Here is a 19,267-nt window from a genome sequence, read left to right on the forward strand (position 1 = left end):
GCTCGAGCGTATTCTGTGACCCGAGCGATCCACGGCTTCTGGCCTAAGCTGGTTGACAAATTGTCGGCCAGACTTAAGGGCCATACAGTCGAGCCCCTTTTAGAAGCCGCATGCGCGTTCAATTTGTAATACAAGTTATAAAAATCGCTAATTTTTTGCTTCCCCACTCCCTTCAACATATATTACAAGTGAATTCAACATACCCAACAGGCTGGTTCATGACCAGCACAACGCGCGCACTTGCGTTTACGTTGAAGAAGCTGAAACACTCGTTCAATAAAGGAAGGCGACTATGTCCATCACTCTATCAGTAATCGATGCCAGCGGAGCAATTCTTGCTCAGAATTCTGGCAATGAGACCGCTTTCCTCGTCTACAAGCAGACCTATAAAACGGGTGATGTGTTGCGCGTGAAATCCACCGAGCCTGGCAGCTTTGTAGAGGTTTGTTTGGATCACACAATGCAGCCAGCTATGTTGTTTCTCAAAGAGGGCAGCTTTGACATGCCAGTCCCGTTTGGAGACCAAAAGCAGATTTGTTCTCCCTTCGCCTTTGAAGGCAGCAATCACCGGCTTATAGCCCGCGCGGTGAATCCAGAAACACTACCGAAATTGCGGAATTTGAGCCTTAATCCCTGTGATCACTATGGCAATCTAACGGCGTTCCCCCACGCCACAGCAACGTCACAAACACGAGGTGAAGCAGCGTTTGCGGCCAGCAACGCGATTGATGGCGAACTTGCCAACGATGATCACGGGGTGTGGCCTTACACCAGCTGGGGAATCAATCAAGACCCAGATGCGGCGCTGACTATTCACTTTGGCCGTCCCATTGTAATGCATCATATCAAGATATTCATTCGCGCAGATTTCCCTCACGATGCATGGTGGGAGAGTGCACGCATTTCGGCCAGTGACAATTGGACCCAAAAAGTTGAGCTTACCAAGACAGGCCAAGGGCAACTCATCCAATTGACTCCGCACCAGACTGACACGCTCATAATAGATCAGTTGATCAAGGCCGATGATCCATCGCCCTTTCCTGCCCTGACCCAGATCGAGGTCTGGGGAACAGAGATTCCGACTTCGGATTGATCAGCACAACTCGTATGTCTTGCAATAACGAATCTTGTCATACAGGTGATATATATAGCTTCAAAAGCAGGAGCCTTGAGTGCTTAAGCGTAGAGCATCACGGGCAAGTTTAAGTGGCGACAACATGAAACAGGCCTCTCACCCAGCAAGCAGGGCAGCTTCTACCACAACACTCGTCTCGCGTGTCAGCAAAGCACTGCGCAGCGATGTCTTGCACGGGGATTACCGGTCAGGGGACAAGTTGCCCAGCGAAGCCCAACTGACACGCATCCATGGCGTTTCGCGCACGGTTATCCGAGAAGCCATTGCTGCCTTGCGTTCAGAAGGGCTCGTTGAGGCGCGTCAAGGAGCCGGAGTCTTTGTGCTCGATGCGATCAGTTCAGCGTTCCAACGCAGTCGGCTCGATGTTGACCGTCAACGGCTCTATTCGTCGCTTGAAATACTGGAAGCCAGAACGCCGCTCGAAATCGAAGCAGCGGGACTGGCCGCTCAGAGGCGCTCTCCTGTACAGGAAGAGGAGATGTTTGAGAAACATACCGCTTTAATTAGTTGTTTGAACGATGGCACGCACTGGATACCAAACGATATCGCTTTGCATTTGGCCATTGCCCGAGCCACCAACAATCCGTTGTTTTCAACATTTCTTGAAATGCAGGGCAATTCGGTCATCCCGCAAACAGACAACACCGTCGGAAACGACAATGACGATGTGATAACCTATCGTCATCATCTCATTAAGGAACATGAGCGCATCGTGATGGCGATAGCCAATGGCGATGAACAAGGCGCACGCGATGCCATGCGTGAGCACCTGAAGGGCAGTTTGATGCGCCACCGCAAACTATTGCACGATGAACGCATCCGGTTTGCAGCCCGATTGAGCCAGCAGGATTAATCCAACCCCAAGATCTGGCTGCTTGCCGTTATTGCTTATCTGGCGTTGCGTTCTGCCAAACGATCAAGATTGATCACCGTAGAGAACATAATACGTTCATGGCTCCAGTCATTGGGCTTCTGCATCATGATCGATACGAACCCGATCAAAGCAAGCAAAGGCACCATCAAAGCTAGAAGCGTCATAGTATGGCGCTTATGCCGCTCACCTTCTAGTAAAGCGACCATGCGTTGGCGTAGAAAGGTGGTGGCGTTTCCACTGGTATTAGACTTATCAATCTGCACAAACGCCACGCCGGGCATGGCCCCATTTATACGCTCACGTTGGCGTAATCCATATTCACACGTCCTCAGCAAACATTCGCAATAATCCTGAACTGAAAAGTTCTTGCGGGTGATTACTAGTTGATCACAGCTCAGCTCGCGAAGTCTTTCGATTTGGTGTTTCAGAAAGATAAAAGCGGGGTTCCAGAAAAACAGGGGGCGTAGAAATTCCAATCCCACTTCCCACTCAATGTCACGCTGGCGCAAATGTTGAAATTCGTGTTCGACGGCAATGCGCAAATCTTTACTGTTCGCCAGCATGGCGGTTGGCAGAACGATGTAGCGGCGCGTAAAATCACGGGTGGAAAAAGGCGTTGTAACGGTATCTGACAATAACAAATGCACATTGCCATAGCGACGCCATGCAAAACTACTGGCTAGAATCCGCCGTAGCTTGATGATGCTATACATGAGACGCACAACACCACACACGATACCAAACGACAGCGCAATCATGGTGAAAAGGGCATATTCACTTTGAATGCCAAGAAAATCCTCAGTCAAGCGGTTGCGCAGGCCCAATACAGCGTCCAGCTCCATCGCGCGCACATTCAATCCACCCTGAATATACTGTGCGACAATCAAATCAGACAGGCTGAAAGAAAATGCATTGGCGGCACTGTCTTGGCGCAAGGTTTGATCGAACAGCACCACCAAAAGGGGGGCGATCAGACAGGCAAGCGCCAGCGTTTTGAGCAAGCGGAGTTTGAGGGCATGGTCATCTGCCAAGCCAAGGATGCGCATCACTCCACGCGTACCAGCCCAAATTCCAAAAGCGACAATCAGCAGGATATTTATGTTCAGATATGCGTCAAATACCATCCCGGCCGTTATCATTGTTCATCCTCCTCTCAAGCAGAGCACGGATCTCGCGTAGCGCTTCCTCTGACAGGTCGTCATCATCGACCAATCGCGCCACGAGTGCTGCCGGCGTATTGTCGAAGAGTTTCTTCGAAATATCCTTCAGAAACCGCGTCTGATAAGAATCTTTTGTCAGCAGGGCATTATAGACGTGCGTCTTGCCTTCTTTTCTGCTTGTGACAAAGTTCTTCTGTTCCAAGATCCTCATGATCGTCGCCGCAGATGTGTAGGCCAGATCCCTCTCCGGGGCTAATTTGGCCATGATATCGCGCACAGTCCCCTCGCCCAGTTCCCAAAGTCGCGTCATAAATTCCAATTCGACTTCGGTTAGCAATTGGCTTTTCTTTTTTTTGCGCATAAAGCTTCCCGCTGGCAGACAAACAATCATGAGTGTTCAGTAAATACTAAAACTTTCGCAGATCCAACAATTTTTTTATCTTATTGAATTTGCAAAACTATTCACTTCACCCTTCGTCCTCACACCTTCCAAAAACAAAAACTTGCCCAAGCCAATGCCAAGCCAAGAGGAATCCACAATGGTGTCCCGAAAAACCCAAGCCAAGCGAGGAAAATGTAAGCCGATCCAAGCAAGGAAATAAAAAGACGGTCGCCTCGCGTGGTGACGAGCCCCAAGGCCCCTCGCCGCTCAGCTCCCCCTGGGGTGCGAACTTCCAGCACCGTCAGGACGGCCATAGATGAAAAAATGCCGATGAAAACAAAGGCGGTAGGCCAAGTCCATGCCATCCAACTGAGCATTATACCCTCCCCAGGGCAAAGCCCTTGGCAATATAGTTACGGACAAAATAGATCACGATCGCTCCGGGAATGATGGTCAGGGCTCCGGCAGCAGCCAACAGTCCCAGTTCATATCCTGCGCTGGAAGCCGTTTTGGTCATGGTGGCGGCAATGGGCTTGGCGGCAACAGCAGTTAGCGTTTTTGCCAGCAGCAATTCGACCCAAGAAAACATAAAACAGAAGAAAGCGGCGACACCGACACCGGAACTGATGGTCGGCAGGAAGATGGTCATAAAGAAGCGCGGGAAGGAATAGCCATCAACAAAGGCGGTTTCGTCCAACTCTTTGGGCACGCCGCCCATGAACCCTTCCAGAATCCAAACCGCGAGCGGAATGTTGAACAGACAATGCGCCAAAGCCACAGCAAGATGCGTGTCAAACAATCCAACGGCAGAATAGAGCTGAAAGAAGGGCAATGCAAAGACTGCAGCAGGCGCCATGCGATTTGTCAGCAACCAGAAGAACAGTTGTTTGTCCCCCAAGAATTTATAGCGTGAAAATGCGTAAGCCGCTGGCAAAGCCACTGCAACGGAAATCACCGTATTAAGGCCCACATAAATGATCGAATTGATATAGCCCCAATACCATGTCGGGTCAGTGAAAATGACTTTGTAATTTTCCAAAGTCCAAGTTTGCGGGAACAGCGTGAAACCGGACAGGATCTCCCCTGTCGTCTTGAAGCTCATAGCCAACAACCAATAGATCGGTAGCAAGAGAAACAGGATATAGATGGTAGGAATTAGGAACCGTTTTTTCATATCTTGATCCTCCCTTAGGTCTGCTCATCACGGTTCATCAGCGTGTAGAACAGCCATGAAACCAACAAAGTAATAGCGAAATAGATGAGCGACATGGCAGCAGCCGGACCGAGGTCAAACTGACCTAGTGCGATTTTCACCAGATCAATCGATAACAGCGTGGTAGAGTTGCCCGGGCCACCGCCGGTCAGTGTGAAGGGCTCGGTATAGATGTTGAAACTGTCCATGAAGCGCAGCAGAATCGCAATGGTCAGCACCTGTTTCATCTTAGGCAATTGAATGTGCCTGAAGACCGCCCATTTGGATGCACCATCAACCTCCGCCGCCTGATAAAAGGCATCAGGAATGGACATCAGACCAGCATAGGACAGCAACACTACCAGTGAGGTCCAGTGCCAGACATCCATAACGATAATCGTCACCCATGCCGCGATTGGATCTTGCGTCATGTTATAGTCGATGCCCAAGGTATGGTTCAGGAAATAGCCCAAGAGGCCAATATCGGGCAGCGTGAAAATGTTCCACATGGCACCAACTACGTTCCACGGAATCAGCATGGGCAAGGCCATGGTCACGAGGCACACCGGCACCCAAAATCCCTTTTTGGGCATGGCCAGCGCGATGGCAATGCCAAGAGGCACTTCGATAATCAGGATGAGGCCAGTGAACATAAATTGGCGGCCAAGGGCCTTGTGGAAGCGTTCCGAATTGAGGATTTGCTCAAACCAATCCAGACCTTGCCAGAAAAAGAGATTGTCGCCGAACGTCTCTTGAACCGAATAGTTGACCACGGTCATCATCGGGATCAGAGCATTGAAGGCCACCAGCACCATCACCGGCAGGACAAAGAGCCAAGCTTTTTGATTGACTGTTTTCATTGTGATGCTCCCGCACGTTCCGTAGCAATCCAACCGTCCCGATAAAGGCGGGTTTTGACTGGATCTGGTGCCAAAAAGATGCTTTCGCCTTGGTTGGGTGTGTCATGTTCAGTGATGACTGAAATCGAGGTGTCTCCGACAATGGCCTCGACAACATTGTGGCGACCAACATCGGCTACTTTTTTGACGCGAGCTTCAAGCCCACGGGATGCCAATGTGATGTGTTCTGGTCTAACGCCAATCTCTGTGCGGCCTTCCCACCCAGTGCGAATGGCCCCTTCCAATGCAATGGGAGACCCGTTGAACACAGCTTGCTCGCCGACCACTTCACAGGGAAGAATATTCATGCCGGGAGAACCGATGAAATGCCCCACAAAGGTATGTGTCGGGCGTTCGAACAGCTCGACCGGTGTGCCTATTTGCACGACCTCTCCATCCTGCATCACCACCACTTGATCGGCAAATGTCAGGGCTTCGGTCTGGTCATGGGTGACGTAAATCATCGTTGCGCCCAGCTCTTGATGAAGCTCTTTGAGCTTGGAGCGTAATTTCCATTTCAAATGGGGATCGATCACCGTCAGCGGTTCATCAAACATGATGACATTGATGTCTTCGCGCACCAGTCCTCGCCCCATGGATATCTTTTGTTTGTTATCGGGCGACAGTCCGGCGGCCTTGGTGCCAAGCATGTCTGAGACTTCGAGCATCGCCGCGATTGATTCAACGCGGGTTTTCACGATAGCTTCGTCGATATTACGATTGCGTAAGGGGAATGCCAAATTATCATAGACCGTCATAGTGTCGTAGATGACGGGGAACTGGAAAACCTGTGCGATGTTGCGATCAGCTGGTTTGAGTTGCGTGATGTCTTTGTCGTCGAACAGAATTTTGCCCTCAGACGGGGTCAGTAGCCCCGAGATAATATTGAGCAAGGTGGACTTGCCACAGCCAGACGGCCCCAGCAGCGCATAAGCGCCTCCATCTTGCCATGAGATGTCCATTTTCTTGAGCGCATAATCATCCGGCCCCTTGGGATTGGGGTAGTAGGAATGGCGCAAGCCTGAAAGCGTAATGGTTGCCATGATCGGGGCCTTTCTAGCTGGTTAGCTGGCGCGCTGCCCATCAGGGTGAAAATAGAAGCACTCGGTCGGGTCCATGTAAAAAACATGATCCTGACCAATGCGATAGGGATGAACGCCGTGAGCCAGAGACACCCAACTTTCCTCACCTACCTTAAAATGAGCGCTTGATTCCGAGCCACTTAATTCGGTTACCAGCACAGTTCCGGTCATGGTGACCTGATGCTGCGATTGCTGAATAGGGCTAACAAAATGCGGCCTGATTGCAATGGAATAGGCACCATCGGCCAGAGCCGCAGCGGCTCCGTTCGCTTGCCATTTCACATCTGCGCTGAGACGGATTTGATCACCACTTTTGATGACACTGGCAGAATTGATCGGTGGATCGGAGAAGACTTCAGCCGAGATCAAATCATGTGGATCACGATAGATCTGTGCAGTGGGGCCAAACTGGGTGACGCGTCCGTCTTGCATCAGTGCCGTTTTGCCACCGAGCAATAAAGCTTCCTCCGGTTCGGATGTGGCATAGACCACCACCGCACCGCGCCCAGCGAATAAGTCCGGCAACTGAGCCCGCAATTCTTCGCGCAATTTATAGTCAAGATTTGCAAGCGGCTCATCCAGGAACACAGCCTTGCTCTCCTTGGCAATCGCGCGCGCCAGCGCCGTACGCTGCTGTTGGCCGCCGGATAATTCATGTGGGCGGCGATGCAACATCGGGCGCAGTTGCAAAATGTCTGCCGCTTCCTCGACCCTGCCTTCAATTTCCGACTTGGCCATGCCAGCTACCTTGAGGGGAGAGGCAATGTTGTTGAAAACAGTCATGTGGGCATAATTGACAAAAAACTGATGCACCAGCGAAATATTGCGTTGCTGGGTGCTCTGTTTGGTGACGTCTATTCCATCCATTTCGATGCTGCCTGACGTGCAGCGATCGAGGCCTGCCATCAACTTGATCAGTGAGGTTTTTCCCGCACCGGTTTCGCCCAGCAGCACATTGAAATGTCCCGGCTCAAGGCGCAACGAGGTCTCTTTAATGTGAAGATTTCCGTCGACCTGTTTTGTGATGCCTTTGAGTTCTAACGTCATGTTTGAATTCACCTCGACCTGCCTTTGCAGCAGATCTTTTGTTTTTATTTCTTCCTTTGACATCCTGCAGCATGCACCTGCCCCGAACCGCCAGCGGTTTATGGAAATGCTCTGGCGGTTAGGATAGGCAGGGCGGAGGAAGAAGAATTTTGTGTGCTCCAAGCTCCAACTGGGGCGAAAGCCCCAGTTGGATGATCATGCGTATGCCTTAGTTGGCATTCCAGCGAGCGACCAGGTCGTCATAGTTGACGGTCGTACCTTGCGGTTTCTCGTTGTCCAGTTTTGGTTTGGCGCCACCATTTTTGTACCACCATGCCGCGTCTTTTTCTTCGTTCAGACGCGGACCACAGCCGCCATAGACATTGGCTTTGATATCGGCCTGTTCCATGCGGCCCATGATGGTATCCATTTCACCAGCAAGACGGTCCATCGCTTCTTGCGGAGTAAAGGCACCGGAGTTCACATCTCCGATTTGTTGCCACCAAAGCTGTGCTAGTTTTGGATAGTCAGGCACGTTGATGCCAGTTGGAGACCAAGCCACACGATCTGGTGAGCGATAGAATTCAACCAAACCGCCCAATTTTGGTGCGCGTTCGGAGAAGCTTTCGTGATTAACCGAGCTGTCGCGGATGAAGGTCAAACCAACATGAGACTTTTTCACGTCGACCGTTTTGGAGACCACAAATTGAGCATAGAGCCAAGCTGCTTTGGCCCGCTCAGCCGGTGTAGACTTGAGGATTGTCCAAGAGCCAACATCCTGATATCCGACCTTCTGGCCTTCTTCCCAATAAGGACCATGGGGAGATGGAGCCATACGCCACAATGGATTGCCAGCGTCATCAACGGTGTTGTTGCCTTCAGACTTTGGCTTCACCATGTCTGCGGTAAAGGCGGTGTACCAGAAGATCTGCTGGGCAACATTGCCTTGGCTCAACGCAGGCAGAGACTGGTAAAAGTCATAGGATGCAGCACCTGGAGGAGCAAAATTGCGCAACCATTCATCCCACTTGCGGATAGCGTAAACAGCCGCAGGACCGTTGGCGGCTCCACCGCGCGTAACGGACGCACCGACAGGGTTACAAGAACCTGCTTCCATACGGATGCCCCACTCATCAATCGGCACACCATTTGGCTCTCCTTTTGAACCGGCACCAGCCATAGACAGCCATGCATCGGTCATGCGCCAGCCAAGATCAGGGGCACGTTTGCCGTAATCCATGTGACCAAAGATTTCGACACCATCGATGTTTTTTACATCTTTGGAAAAGAATTCTGCAATGTCTTCATACGCGGACCAGTTGACCGGCACACCCAATTCATAGCCGTATTTGGCTTTGAATTGCGCTTTAAATTCGGGATTGTCGAACCAGTCTTTGCGGAACCAATAGAGGTTGGCAAACTGCTGGTCTGGCAACTGATACAAATCACCGTCTGGACCGGTGGTGAACTGAGTGCCCATGAAGTCTTCTAGATCAAGACCGGGGTTGGTCACATCCTTGGCTTCACCGGCCATAAAATCTGTCAGATTATAAGCGAGCTGCAAGCGTGAGTGAGTGCCAATCAAATCGGAATCGTTGACATAGGCATCATACAGATTCCGCTTGGTTTGCATTTGGGTTTGAACAGCCTGCACCACTTCGCCCTCACCCAAAATCTGGTGATTAACCTTGATGCCCGTGATTTCAAAGAAAGCTTTGGTCAGCACTTCAGATTCGTAGGAATGGGTTGGAATACCCTCTGACAGGACGTTGATTTCCATCCCCTTGAATGGATCGGCAGCTTTGATAAACCAGTCCATTTCGGACATTTGTTGCTCTTTGCTGAGGACCGATGGTTGAAATTCCTGATCGATCCATTTTTTGGCAGCTGCCTCATCTGCCTGCACGACAGATGAAGAGGCAATCATGGCCGAAACGGCCACTGCCGATAGCAGAATATTCCGCATGTTTTACTCCTCCCAAAGTAAGTTTTGCCAGCTATGCAATCTGGTGTTCATATACTCACGGGAAACTACTTAATTTGTCAAACTAAAATATTAGTAGACGCACGTTATTTTATAAAACATTGTTTTAATTATACTAATATCCCTACAACCTGTTTGTTGCTGCCGCTCGCCTGCGTTGTTGAATCTTAATCTTCCACCTAAAAAAGGCTTTCAAAAATCATCCACGGGAAGTGCGGGAGGGGCCTTGCAGCAGCACATTGCCCTTCTTGTGGCCGCCTTCTACATAGCGGTGGGCCTCTATGATTTGATCAAACTGATATTGTCGATCAATAAAAACCCGCAACTCTTCGCTCGCCCGCAAATCTCGGACTTGTACCAGCAATTTTTTCAAGACCGGTTGTGGCAACAGGCCGGTGGCCGAGAAGAGCGCTTGTTTGGTACCAAAGAGCTTGGTCTGCAGCATAGAGCAAAGCGTACCGCCAAGAATCGGAGAGAGATATTTTCCATTTTCGGACAGCACTGCTTTGCATTTGTCAAAGCTGCTTTTGCCGACCGTGTCATAAATCACATCCCAGTTTTGCTCTGATTGGGTGAAATCGACGCTGTTATAGTCAATGACCTGATTTGCGCCCAACGACGCGACCAGATCATGATTGGAGGCGCTGGACACCCCGGTGACATGGGCGCCAAAATAACGGGCAATTTGAATGGCTGCGGTGCCGAGACTACCGGATGCCCCGTTGATCAAAACACGCTGTCCCGATTTGACATCCACCAATCGTTTGAGAAAATTCATAGATGTGAGGAACCCGTCACACAGAGTAGCACCATCAGTGAACGGCACGTTATCTGGTAAATGCATGATCAAACCATCTTGCGGGACACAGGTATATTCAGCGTTGGCACCATGGCCCAATATGGTTTCACCAAAAACTCGGTCCCCTACACGAAAAGCATGAACCTGCGATCCTAGCGCTTGGACAGTGCCTGCGAACCCTGTGCCGGAAATGCTGTTTTTGGGTTTTAGAATGCCAAGAAAAAGCCGACCGATATACGGGACACCGCGCCGCATCATCACGTCTGCCGCGGTTACACTTGAAGCCTCAACACGCACGATGACTTCATCAGGTTTGGGTGTAGGCTGCGCGATTTGTCTCAGTTTCAGAACGTCAGCGGGTCCGTATTTTGTGGCTACAGCGGCAAGCATGGTCGGTCTCCGGTGGTTTGATAGATCTTTTTGATCGGTTGCGGAGGCTCTATATACGCATGCGCCTATACGAATAAAATTGACTAAACTCGTTGTTTTGATATTCATATTTGCATGGATTGGAAATCAGCAAAATTTGACTGGAACCACGCCCGCGCCTTTTTAGTGACGGTTGAAGAAGGGTCATTATCGGCGGCTGCGCGGGCGTTGGGGTTGACGCAACCGACACTGGGACGGCAGGTATCGGCCTTGGAAAATGAGCTTGGGGTCGTGTTGTTTGAGCGCGTCGGACGGGGCCTAACACTCACGCCCAACGGTCAGGACCTCGCGGAACATGTCCGCGGTATGGGCGAAGCGGCAAGCCGCGTTTCCCTGACAGCATCGGGCAAGTCTCTATCCATTGAGGGGACTGTGTGCATAAGCGCCAGCGAGGTGGATGCCGCTTATCGGCTTCCCCCAATTGCCACACGACTTCGACAGCTGCATCCGGGCGTCAATCTTGAGATTGTAGCTACAAATGCAGAGAGTGATTTGCGGCGGCGCGAGGCAGACATCGCCATTCGCAATTACCGTCCAACCCAGCCCAATTTGATTGCGAAAAAGGTTGCGGTCCTGAAAGGGCGTATGTTTGCCACACCGGCCTATTTGCACAGCTTGGGAAACCCGCAAACACCCAAAGGCCTCAACCAAGCCGACTTTATTGGCTTCAATCGCTCAAATGAGTTGATCGAGGTGATGAAACGATTTGGCCTCACCCTGACACAAGACAATTTTCCCATCATCTCGGAAAATCATCTTGTTCAGTGGGAGCATGTCAAACAGGGGCTCGGCATTGGCATCATGTCACAAGACATCGGCAACCGGGAGCCCTTGGTTGAAATGCTCTTGCCACAACTTGCCCCCATTGTGGTGCCGGTCTGGTTGGTGGCTCATAGAGAATTGCACACAAACCGAAGGGTCCGGTTTGTGTTTGATCTAATGGCACAAGAATTGGCCACGTCTCTCTAAGGGGGGGGGGGAAATTGAACGTTTCAAACCAATAGACAAGCCAAGACCGGTACTGATTTTCAGAGTCGGGACAGCAGTTCAGCTTTCTTGGCGTTAAACTCATCTTCGCTGACAAACCCCTTATCGCGCAAGGTGCCCAGCTTTTCGATCTGTTCAAACACATCCCCGGTCGCTGACACTGATTGTTTGGCAGTGGTTACTGGCTGGGGCTGCTCCATTGCCAATGGCTCAACCGCTGGAGATAGAACATGCGGTGCAGTGGCCTCAACAGTATAAGCAGGCTGCGACACGGGGGCAGCCGGTTCGGGCTGAGGCGCAGATTGAGGTGCTGGAGCAAGAGGGTTGTTGTTATCAACCCTTGGCAAACTGCTGAGCTGGATCACCCCGAACTGGCTGCTCAACGTGATTGAGCCATCATAAGACTGCTGCTGAGAAAAGCCGCCGATCTGGTGATTGAGCGTGTCGTAGATGGCAATCACCCCACCCGCATCAATCGCCAACCGATTGACATTGGGGAAATAGGCGTAACGCATGTTGTTTTGTGAAGCAGAAGAAGAAGGCTGCCCCAGTTCTTGCGGCCACCAGTTGGACTGGCCTGACCCTGGGACAAACAGGCTGACGTTGCCATGCTGGCCGCCCGTTTGTGCCTGTGGCTGCGGTTTGAACGGTTGATTGAAATACAGCGTTGACAGTTCAGCGCACAGGTTGTCGACGGTCATTTTGAGGCCGTGATTGAACATATCGCCAACCATCGTCATACCGCCCTGCATCCATTGGCCACCGCCACCCAGTTCGGCAATATTGAACTGAGCCATAGTGCCACCACCATTGGCGACTGCGTCCAGCATCAATTCAACGGCTTGAGAAGACAGGCCATAGCGCATGGCGATCTCGTTAACGACTTGCTGGCCTTGTTGGGTTAATTTATGCATAGCTTATAATCCTTCGATCAAGCTCAATTTGGTCTGGGCAATACCTGCAGACAAAATTTAGAATGAATTTATTATTGAATGAAAAGAAAAAGCCTCGCGGGACATGCCTCATGCGGTGGCTTTTGGGAACGTTGTTCCAGTGTTGGGCGCAACTCTTATCCTCTTTCCAGCCAGAGTCAAACAGATTTACGATGTAAATCCGATCAAAAACTAGGCACGACAAGAGGGACTTGTTTGGATGGCACCCAAACAGATCACTTTTTACCCATATGACACCGCTGCCAACATCCTCAATACTATAACGGTTGGCAAGATCAACACGGAGGCGCTTCTAGCACCATCAGCTTAGGTTGCAAACGTGCCATGTTGGTGACACTGTCGGAGCTGCTTATAATAGCATAATACCGTAAGAATGATGCTTGACAAAATTGACATCGAATGGCCGAAGGGAACGAGACCCACAAACCTGATGCTATTTGCGGTTTATGCTGTTCGTCCCACAGCATCCGCCCAAAGGGCCGATTGACTGGTCACGAAACAATAGATCTATTTTCCGGTGACAAGGAAGTCATCAGAGGATCGGGGTTGCCATCGATGGCATCGGCCAACAAATGCGCTGTTGTTGGGCCCATGCTAAGGCCTTGATGACCATGGCCGAAGTGGAACCACAATCCTTTGTGGCGAGGGGCAGCCCCAACCAAAGGCAACATATCAGGCAAGCAGGGCCGGTTGCCAGACCAGACTGTATTGGTCGCCTCACCAACTGCCATCAATTCACGGGCGCTTTTCAACGCATGCTTGAGCTGCTTGAGATTATTGGGTCCCTCGCGGCGTACAAGCTCTGCGCCCGTCACTATTCGGAGGCCATCAATCATCGAACTGTAAACGGCCCCATTGGCGAAGTCGTGGATTGGTCGAGATAGAGGCACCGCCATCCGGTACTGCTGATGATAGCCCCGCTTCCAGACCATCGGCACGTGATAGCCGAAGAGCTTGAGCAAATCCGGTGACCATGGCCCCAAGGCCACAACCACCTGCGAGGCTGTGACTGGGTGTTCTCCGCTGTCAACGGTCCAGCCAGTTGCCACCTGTTTCAATGATAATGCGTCACCTTTAACCAAACGCCCGCCCCTGTCGGTGAACAGTTTGGCATAAGCTGCCGTAAGGTCGCCGGGGCTGGTCGTGCTCCAAGCGTCACTCCAATGGATCGCTCCGGCAATATCAGCCATAATTGCAGGCTCTTCTCTCTTGACGTCATTGCCGGAGATCACACGCAACGCGACATCATAGGTGCTTTTAAGACGCTCGGCCTCGCGGCTTTCTTTTTCCATCGCCGCGTCATCTCGGCATATTGTGAAAAACCCGTTGCGCCGGAGCAGATGCTCAGCATTTGCGGCTTGGATCAAGGGAGCATGGTCATCTGTAACACGAGCGGTTATCTGCGCGTAAATATTAGAGATCGCTGCGTGACGACGCGGTGAGGAATGGCGAAAATAGGACCATAGCGCGGGGAATACTTGCGGCAAGTCACGCACATGATAGACGATGTCGTTGGTTCGCCCCAAACCGTAGCGGATCAGTGTCGGTAGATCTTGCGGAATAGCATAAGGTTCAACCGCTTCACGCTGGATAATACCGGCATTGCCGTAGCTGGTTTCCAAACCAGGATCGAGGCGATCCAAGATCGTCACACTGTGCCCACGCTGCTGCAAAGCAAGCCCCGTACTAACGCCAACCACACCAGCACCAAGAACAAGAAATTCCGCCATTACCCGACCTCTTAGAAATAAATTTTGCACTGCAACAGTCATTATATTCCAGACTTTTGCATCACTTATCACACCACCGAAGCGGTTGAATATCTGTATTACTCACACAGAAACGAGAAAGCCGCATGCCTCTCGTAAAGGTGCGCGCCCTTACCGTTCAAAAACCAACGTCCTTCATCAATTCACTTTCGAGATCGAGCGCATCGCCTCGATCAACAAAGTCCTGAAACTTCAAATCAGGGACGAAAGATCCACCTGTTGTCCAGACCACATGGACCGCATTGGCCATTGCAGACGGTGCAATATGGGTTTTGCAAAACGTGCGACCTTGCTCGGTATTGAGCAGAAAATGCGGCCCACCAAAGCCGATGGCAGCAGAAGGCTCAAGTTGCATTTTCAAGCAATTGAAAGCCAAAGCGACCCAGCGGAACAGATCATCATCCCCTACAGTGTAAACGCCAGCCAACCGGTCTTGCATGTGTCTTGCCACGAGGCCAGACATCGTAGCCACGGCCATCCCGTCCGCTTCTGTTTTGTTGGTCAAGCCAACATCGTAAATCGATATGGGCTTTTCAGCTCCATGCATCATTTGCACCAACGCGGAAGGTGCTTGGACCGGTTCGGCAAAGAAGCAATGAACGTTGGGTCCAAATACCCCACGCGCACCATAAGCAATGCCGCCAGGTGCACCACCGATGCCGCAGGGCAAATATAAAAACAAAGGTCGCTGCGGTCCAATTTCAATGTCCGCGTCTTTCAACTGGCTTGCTAATTCCTGTGCGGCTGCACTGTAGCCACTAAAGAGCAATTCTGAATCTTCATCATCGACAAAATAGGTCAACGGATCTCGGCTTGCGGCATCGCGAGCTGCCGCCACTGCCAAATTATAGTCGCCCTGATGCTGAACCACCTTGGCACCAAATCGGCGCAGACGCTCAATCTTCCATTTCTTGGCTTCAGCCGACATATGAACGACGACAGCATAGCCAAGTGTTCTGGCGGCAATGCCAACGCTCAGACCCAAATTCCCTGTTGAGCCGACCGCAATTGTTCTGCGGCTGTAAAAATCGTGCGCCGCTTGGCTCGCCAGCATTGTGATGTCGTCATCGGGGGCCAAAAAGCCAGCCGCCCGTGCCTGCATCACAGCATGCATCATGACTTCGAAAACGCCGCCTCGCGCCTTGACTGACCCTGCGACTGGAAGTGCATGATCTGCCTTAACAAACAAACGTCCGAACCGCGGATCCGCATACCCCAATCCATCTCGAAGGTCCTCCACCTCGATCAAATCAGAGGCAATGCCACCGCCGCTTGTTTTCAATTCGGGAAACAAGCGCTCCAGTAGAGGCGCAAGCATCTCCCAGTTCGTTATCGCGTCCTTTAGAGCCTCTTGGGCGGAGAGGTCTAAGCTAGGCCTGTAATCACGATTGCACCAGAATGTCGGTCGCGCCTGCTTTACTGCACCAAGGATCGCGTCATCAGGCCGAAAAACTGGATTGGAACTCATACGACTCACGCCTTACGTAACATAATATCTGCGAAAAAATGAAGGATGGTACAGGCAAAGTCTAAACGCAAGGGTCCCTAAGGGACTATCTTCGACATCAGCATCAAGATCAAAATTGCCTAGGAAAGGCCATGGGGAGAGCCAGATTGATCAGAAAGCGAAAAGTGGCACAGAAGCGCCACTTTTGATTTTATCCTGCCATTTCCCTGTGCAGGCATGTCATTCTTCAGGACCTATATTTCTTGATCTCACCCGATTTTAGGCGGGATGAATATGAGATCAGCTCCTTGCGTACAATCCCAACGAGGAAGTAAAGCGCAAAGATGTTGACCACCGCCATTGCGAAGATGGCAGCATCAGAGAAATCAATCACCGGACCAAGGCTGGCCGATGCACCGATGACCACAAAGACACAGAAGATGATCTTGAAGGTCAATTCAGACTTTTTGCCTTCGCCGAACAAATAGGTCCATGCTTTCAGACCATAATAGGACCAGGAAATCATGGTGGAGAAGGCAAACAAAACCACGGCAACCGCTAGAACAACCGGGAACCAACTGATGGCTGACCCGAAGGCAGCGGAGGTCAAAGCAACACCCGTATTGCCATCAACCGTTGCGATGCGTGATCCATCGAGGATATATTTTCCCGCTTCTACATCAAATATCAGTTGACCTGAAATAGTGATCACGAGAGCCGTCATAGTGCAGATAACAACGGTATCAATGAGAGGCTCCAGTAGGGACACGAAGCCTTCAGTGATGGGTTCATTGGTTCGCACAGCAGAGTGAGCAATGGCAGCAGACCCGACACCGGCCTCATTTGAGAAGGCCGCGCGTTTAAAGCCCTGGATCAAAGCACCGACAAAACCACCAGCAATTCCAAGACCAGTGAAGGCACCGGCAAAAATCTGACCGAATGCCCAGCCGATTTGGTCATAATTGACCGCAAGGATGATCAAAGCAGCGCCCACATAGAGAATGCCCATGAAGGGAACGATTTTCTCGGTGACATGCGCAATAGACTTGATGCCACCGACGATGACGGCAAACACGACTGCGGCAAAAATGATGCCCGTGATCCAGCCTGGATAATCACCAACCAGATTGGAAATTTGCGCATGGGCCTGATTGGCTTGGAACATATTACCACCGCCCAAAGCCCCCAGAATACAGAAGATGGAGAAAGCGATAGCAAGAAATTTCCCCCCGGGCAGTCCGCGCTCTGCAAAGCCTTTGGAGATGTAATACATTGGGCCACCGGAAACGGAACCATCGTCATACTCGTTGCGGTATTTTACGCCCAAAGTACATTCGGTGAATTTGGATGCCATACCCAGCAAACCCGCCAAAATCATCCAGAAGGTTGCACCCGGACCACCGATGCCGACGGCTACGGCCACTCCGGCAATATTACCCAAACCGACTGTGCCGGACAAAGCGGTCGCCAGTGCCTGAAAATGACTGACTTCACCGGCGTCTTTGGGGTTGGAATAATCACCCTTTACCAGTGCAATTGCGTGTCCGAAAAAGCGAAACTGAACAAAGGAAAAATAGACGGTAAATACAACCGCGGCGACGACCAACCACAGCACGATCCATGGAAAGCTGGTGCCCGGAAATGGAGCAAAAATAAGGCTCACGAAGGGCCCGGTTACCGTGGCAAAGACTTCGTTAACCTTTTGATCAAGGGACATGCTTTCTTGAGCCTGAGCAATGCCAGCACCAGAAACCATCCCGAGCAATCCGAGGACAAATAATGAGAATGTATGTTTCAACAATTGCATTGGCTTAAACTCCCGGATTGATCACTGTGACTGGAACGGACGCACTCATAACCAGATTTGCTGTTGAGCTACCAAACAAGCGTTTCGCGATGCCGCCTTCCGAAGAACGGCAAATAATGATCTGGTCCGCTTCTTCTTCTTTTGCGATATCGTTGAGGGCATCCGCCACATCGCCATGGCGCACTATACCGCGCGCTTGGGCTCCCGATTGAGTGAGTTTGGACACAGCCGGGGTTACGATACGTTCCATCGCGGTGGAAATTTCTTCTTCCCGACGTTTATGACGCTGCGCGTTTTCTTCCGGAGTCTGGAATGAGTAAGGCGACCATTCGATGATATAAGTCACCAAAAGTTCGCAATCTCCGATTTTTGCAGCCAATTGTTCCCCATAGTCGAGTGCACGCTGACCTGAGGATTTCCCATCCAGCCCGATTACTAATTTTGAAGTCATTTTCTAACTCTCATTTGTTTTGTTCCGCTTCGGGAAAGACGGCCGTTGGTATGGCAGGGCCGAAGCTTTTTTCCTCCCCTTTCTACTGTCGTCTCTCATCAATAAGAGTAGCCTTAACGACTGGTAAATGGGTCCAAACTTGCCTGATATTCGGGATATTTTCCCATTATATAGATTTAAATAGGAAAAATGACTAAATGGCAGAGATTTAGACTATATCGATCGACGCATATTGCATCAGCTACAGCGTGATGGGCAGCTGCCCATAGTTGAATCAAGAATCATATTCAACCTGTCCAGACACCCTCTGCCGTGCGCGTGCGTCGCTTGGAGATAAGTGAAGTGAGCACGGGATATAGAGCGTTGCAAGTACCCGATTTGGTCGGTCGGATACATGTGGCAATCGTTCATATCAGCTTAGAGAAAACCCGCGGCAACATTCGTGAGGATTTCAACAAACAAGCCACTGCGATGTCAGAGGTCGAAACCTGTCTCATGATCGCGGGCAATTTTAATGATATGCCGAAAATTCACACGAAAGACATTGAGCATTTCCGCAGTGTCCTCACAGACAAAATCGGCAACTTGCCGAGCGCCACGATGTTTGATGTGTTTGGATTTGTTGCCCAATTGGCCAAGTATAAGTAGAACACATGGTGGCACATAATTTGCGCTAACCTTACTCAGAGAGGCGGTAAAAATCCAATAGCCATTGTACATAAAGCGCAGATTTTCAACATATAGGCGTCATTTCTACCGTCTTCCCCATACACCTATCCCAAAGGTGCAGCAGCCGCTCGTTGATGCAAGTCAACGCAATTACAGAGCAAAGCGACTAACAATTACGCGACCAAGTATTGGAGGACCAATCAGATGAACTCGAGATTTCGG

General features: G+C 50.8%; 18 protein-coding genes. 4 read left to right on the plus strand and 14 right to left on the minus strand.

Annotation, left to right across the window (positions count from 1 at the left end; all coding sequences use genetic code 11):
- Positions 1-292 precede the first annotated feature (292 nt).
- Together C0081_RS17605 and C0081_RS17610 are read left to right on the plus strand one after the other, a co-directional pair.
- On the plus strand, positions 293-1,093 hold the full coding sequence (locus C0081_RS17605; protein WP_101535160.1) for a carbohydrate-binding protein: 801 nt from the start codon (positions 293-295) through the stop codon (positions 1,091-1,093).
- A 124-nt stretch (positions 1,094-1,217) separates the two neighbouring features.
- On the plus strand, positions 1,218-1,988 hold the full coding sequence (locus C0081_RS17610) for a FadR/GntR family transcriptional regulator (RefSeq protein ID WP_101535161.1): 771 nt from the start codon (positions 1,218-1,220) through the stop codon (positions 1,986-1,988).
- A 35-nt stretch (positions 1,989-2,023) separates the two neighbouring features.
- On the opposite strand, the gene C0081_RS17615 is transcribed toward C0081_RS17610, so the two are convergent.
- The 9 genes from C0081_RS17615 to C0081_RS17655 all read right to left on the minus strand — a co-directional run bounded on the left by C0081_RS17615 (position 2,024) and on the right by C0081_RS17655 (position 10,923).
- The gene (locus C0081_RS17615) at positions 2,024-3,148 is read right to left on the minus strand and encodes a M56 family metallopeptidase (protein ID WP_101535162.1); all 1,125 of its coding nucleotides are present in this window, start codon (positions 3,146-3,148) and stop codon (positions 2,024-2,026) included.
- Positions 3,123-3,530 (minus strand): BlaI/MecI/CopY family transcriptional regulator, encoded by a 408-nt coding sequence (locus tag C0081_RS17620; protein ID WP_101535163.1) that lies wholly within the window; start codon positions 3,528-3,530, stop codon positions 3,123-3,125. The genes C0081_RS17615 and C0081_RS17620 overlap by 26 nt, the downstream gene beginning before the upstream one ends.
- Positions 3,531-3,649: 119 nt before the next feature.
- On the minus strand, positions 3,650-3,928 hold the full coding sequence (locus tag C0081_RS17625) for a DUF2160 domain-containing protein (protein ID WP_101535164.1): 279 nt from the start codon (positions 3,926-3,928) through the stop codon (positions 3,650-3,652).
- Entirely contained in the window at positions 3,928-4,725 is a 798-nt protein-coding gene (locus C0081_RS17630) for a carbohydrate ABC transporter permease (protein WP_101535165.1), read from the minus strand. The genes C0081_RS17625 and C0081_RS17630 overlap by 1 nt, the downstream gene beginning before the upstream one ends.
- 14 nt (positions 4,726-4,739) lie before the next feature.
- Entirely contained in the window at positions 4,740-5,603 is an 864-nt protein-coding gene (locus C0081_RS17635) for a carbohydrate ABC transporter permease (protein WP_101535166.1), read from the minus strand.
- A complete protein-coding gene (locus C0081_RS17640; RefSeq protein WP_101535167.1) occupies positions 5,600-6,685 on the minus strand; it encodes an ABC transporter ATP-binding protein in 1,086 nt (361 codons plus the stop codon). Before C0081_RS17640 ends, C0081_RS17635 begins: the two co-directional genes overlap by 4 nt.
- 21 nt (positions 6,686-6,706) lie before the next feature.
- Entirely contained in the window at positions 6,707-7,771 is a 1,065-nt protein-coding gene (locus C0081_RS17645) for an ABC transporter ATP-binding protein (RefSeq protein WP_101535265.1), read from the minus strand.
- A gap of 208 nt (positions 7,772-7,979) precedes the next feature.
- Positions 7,980-9,716 carry an ABC transporter substrate-binding protein gene (locus tag C0081_RS17650; protein WP_101535168.1) on the minus strand — a complete coding sequence of 579 codons (1,737 nt, stop codon included), beginning with the start codon at positions 9,714-9,716 and terminating at the stop codon, positions 7,980-7,982.
- Between the two features lie 217 nt (positions 9,717-9,933).
- Positions 9,934-10,923, minus strand: coding sequence for an NAD(P)-dependent alcohol dehydrogenase (locus tag C0081_RS17655; protein ID WP_101535169.1), 990 nt, complete (start codon positions 10,921-10,923; stop codon positions 9,934-9,936).
- Between the two features lie 114 nt (positions 10,924-11,037).
- Here C0081_RS17655 and C0081_RS17660 point away from each other — a divergent pair, with 114 nt between their 5' ends.
- Positions 11,038-11,931 (plus strand): LysR family transcriptional regulator, encoded by an 894-nt coding sequence (locus C0081_RS17660; protein WP_101535170.1) that lies wholly within the window; start codon positions 11,038-11,040, stop codon positions 11,929-11,931.
- Between the two features lie 59 nt (positions 11,932-11,990).
- On the opposite strand, the gene C0081_RS17665 is transcribed toward C0081_RS17660, so the two are convergent.
- The 5 genes from C0081_RS17665 to C0081_RS17685 form a co-directional block, all read right to left on the minus strand.
- On the minus strand, positions 11,991-12,863 hold the full coding sequence (locus C0081_RS17665) for an SHOCT domain-containing protein (RefSeq protein WP_101535171.1): 873 nt from the start codon (positions 12,861-12,863) through the stop codon (positions 11,991-11,993).
- Positions 12,864-13,393: 530 nt separating this feature from the next.
- Entirely contained in the window at positions 13,394-14,632 is a 1,239-nt protein-coding gene (locus tag C0081_RS17670) for an NAD(P)/FAD-dependent oxidoreductase (RefSeq protein ID WP_101535172.1), read from the minus strand.
- A 157-nt stretch (positions 14,633-14,789) separates the two neighbouring features.
- Positions 14,790-16,139 (minus strand): D-serine ammonia-lyase, encoded by a 1,350-nt coding sequence (locus C0081_RS17675; RefSeq protein WP_101535173.1) that lies wholly within the window; start codon positions 16,137-16,139, stop codon positions 14,790-14,792.
- A 226-nt stretch (positions 16,140-16,365) separates the two neighbouring features.
- Positions 16,366-17,874: an alanine/glycine:cation symporter family protein gene (locus C0081_RS17680; protein ID WP_210200553.1), complete on the minus strand. Its 1,509-nt coding sequence runs from the start codon at positions 17,872-17,874 to the stop codon at positions 16,366-16,368.
- 55 nt (positions 17,875-17,929) lie between these two features.
- The gene (locus tag C0081_RS17685; protein WP_101535175.1) at positions 17,930-18,376 is read right to left on the minus strand and encodes a universal stress protein; all 447 of its coding nucleotides are present in this window, start codon (positions 18,374-18,376) and stop codon (positions 17,930-17,932) included.
- 342 nt (positions 18,377-18,718) lie between these two features.
- On the opposite strand from C0081_RS17685, the gene C0081_RS17690 reads away from it, so the two are divergent.
- Positions 18,719-19,024 (plus strand): Lrp/AsnC family transcriptional regulator, encoded by a 306-nt coding sequence (locus tag C0081_RS17690; protein ID WP_180966950.1) that lies wholly within the window; start codon positions 18,719-18,721, stop codon positions 19,022-19,024.
- Positions 19,025-19,267: the final 243 nt, after the last annotated feature.

Origin of the sequence: Cohaesibacter celericrescens, assembly GCF_002866925.1 — a bacterium.
In the GTDB taxonomy this organism is placed as follows: Bacteria; Pseudomonadota; Alphaproteobacteria; order Rhizobiales; family Cohaesibacteraceae; genus Cohaesibacter; species Cohaesibacter celericrescens.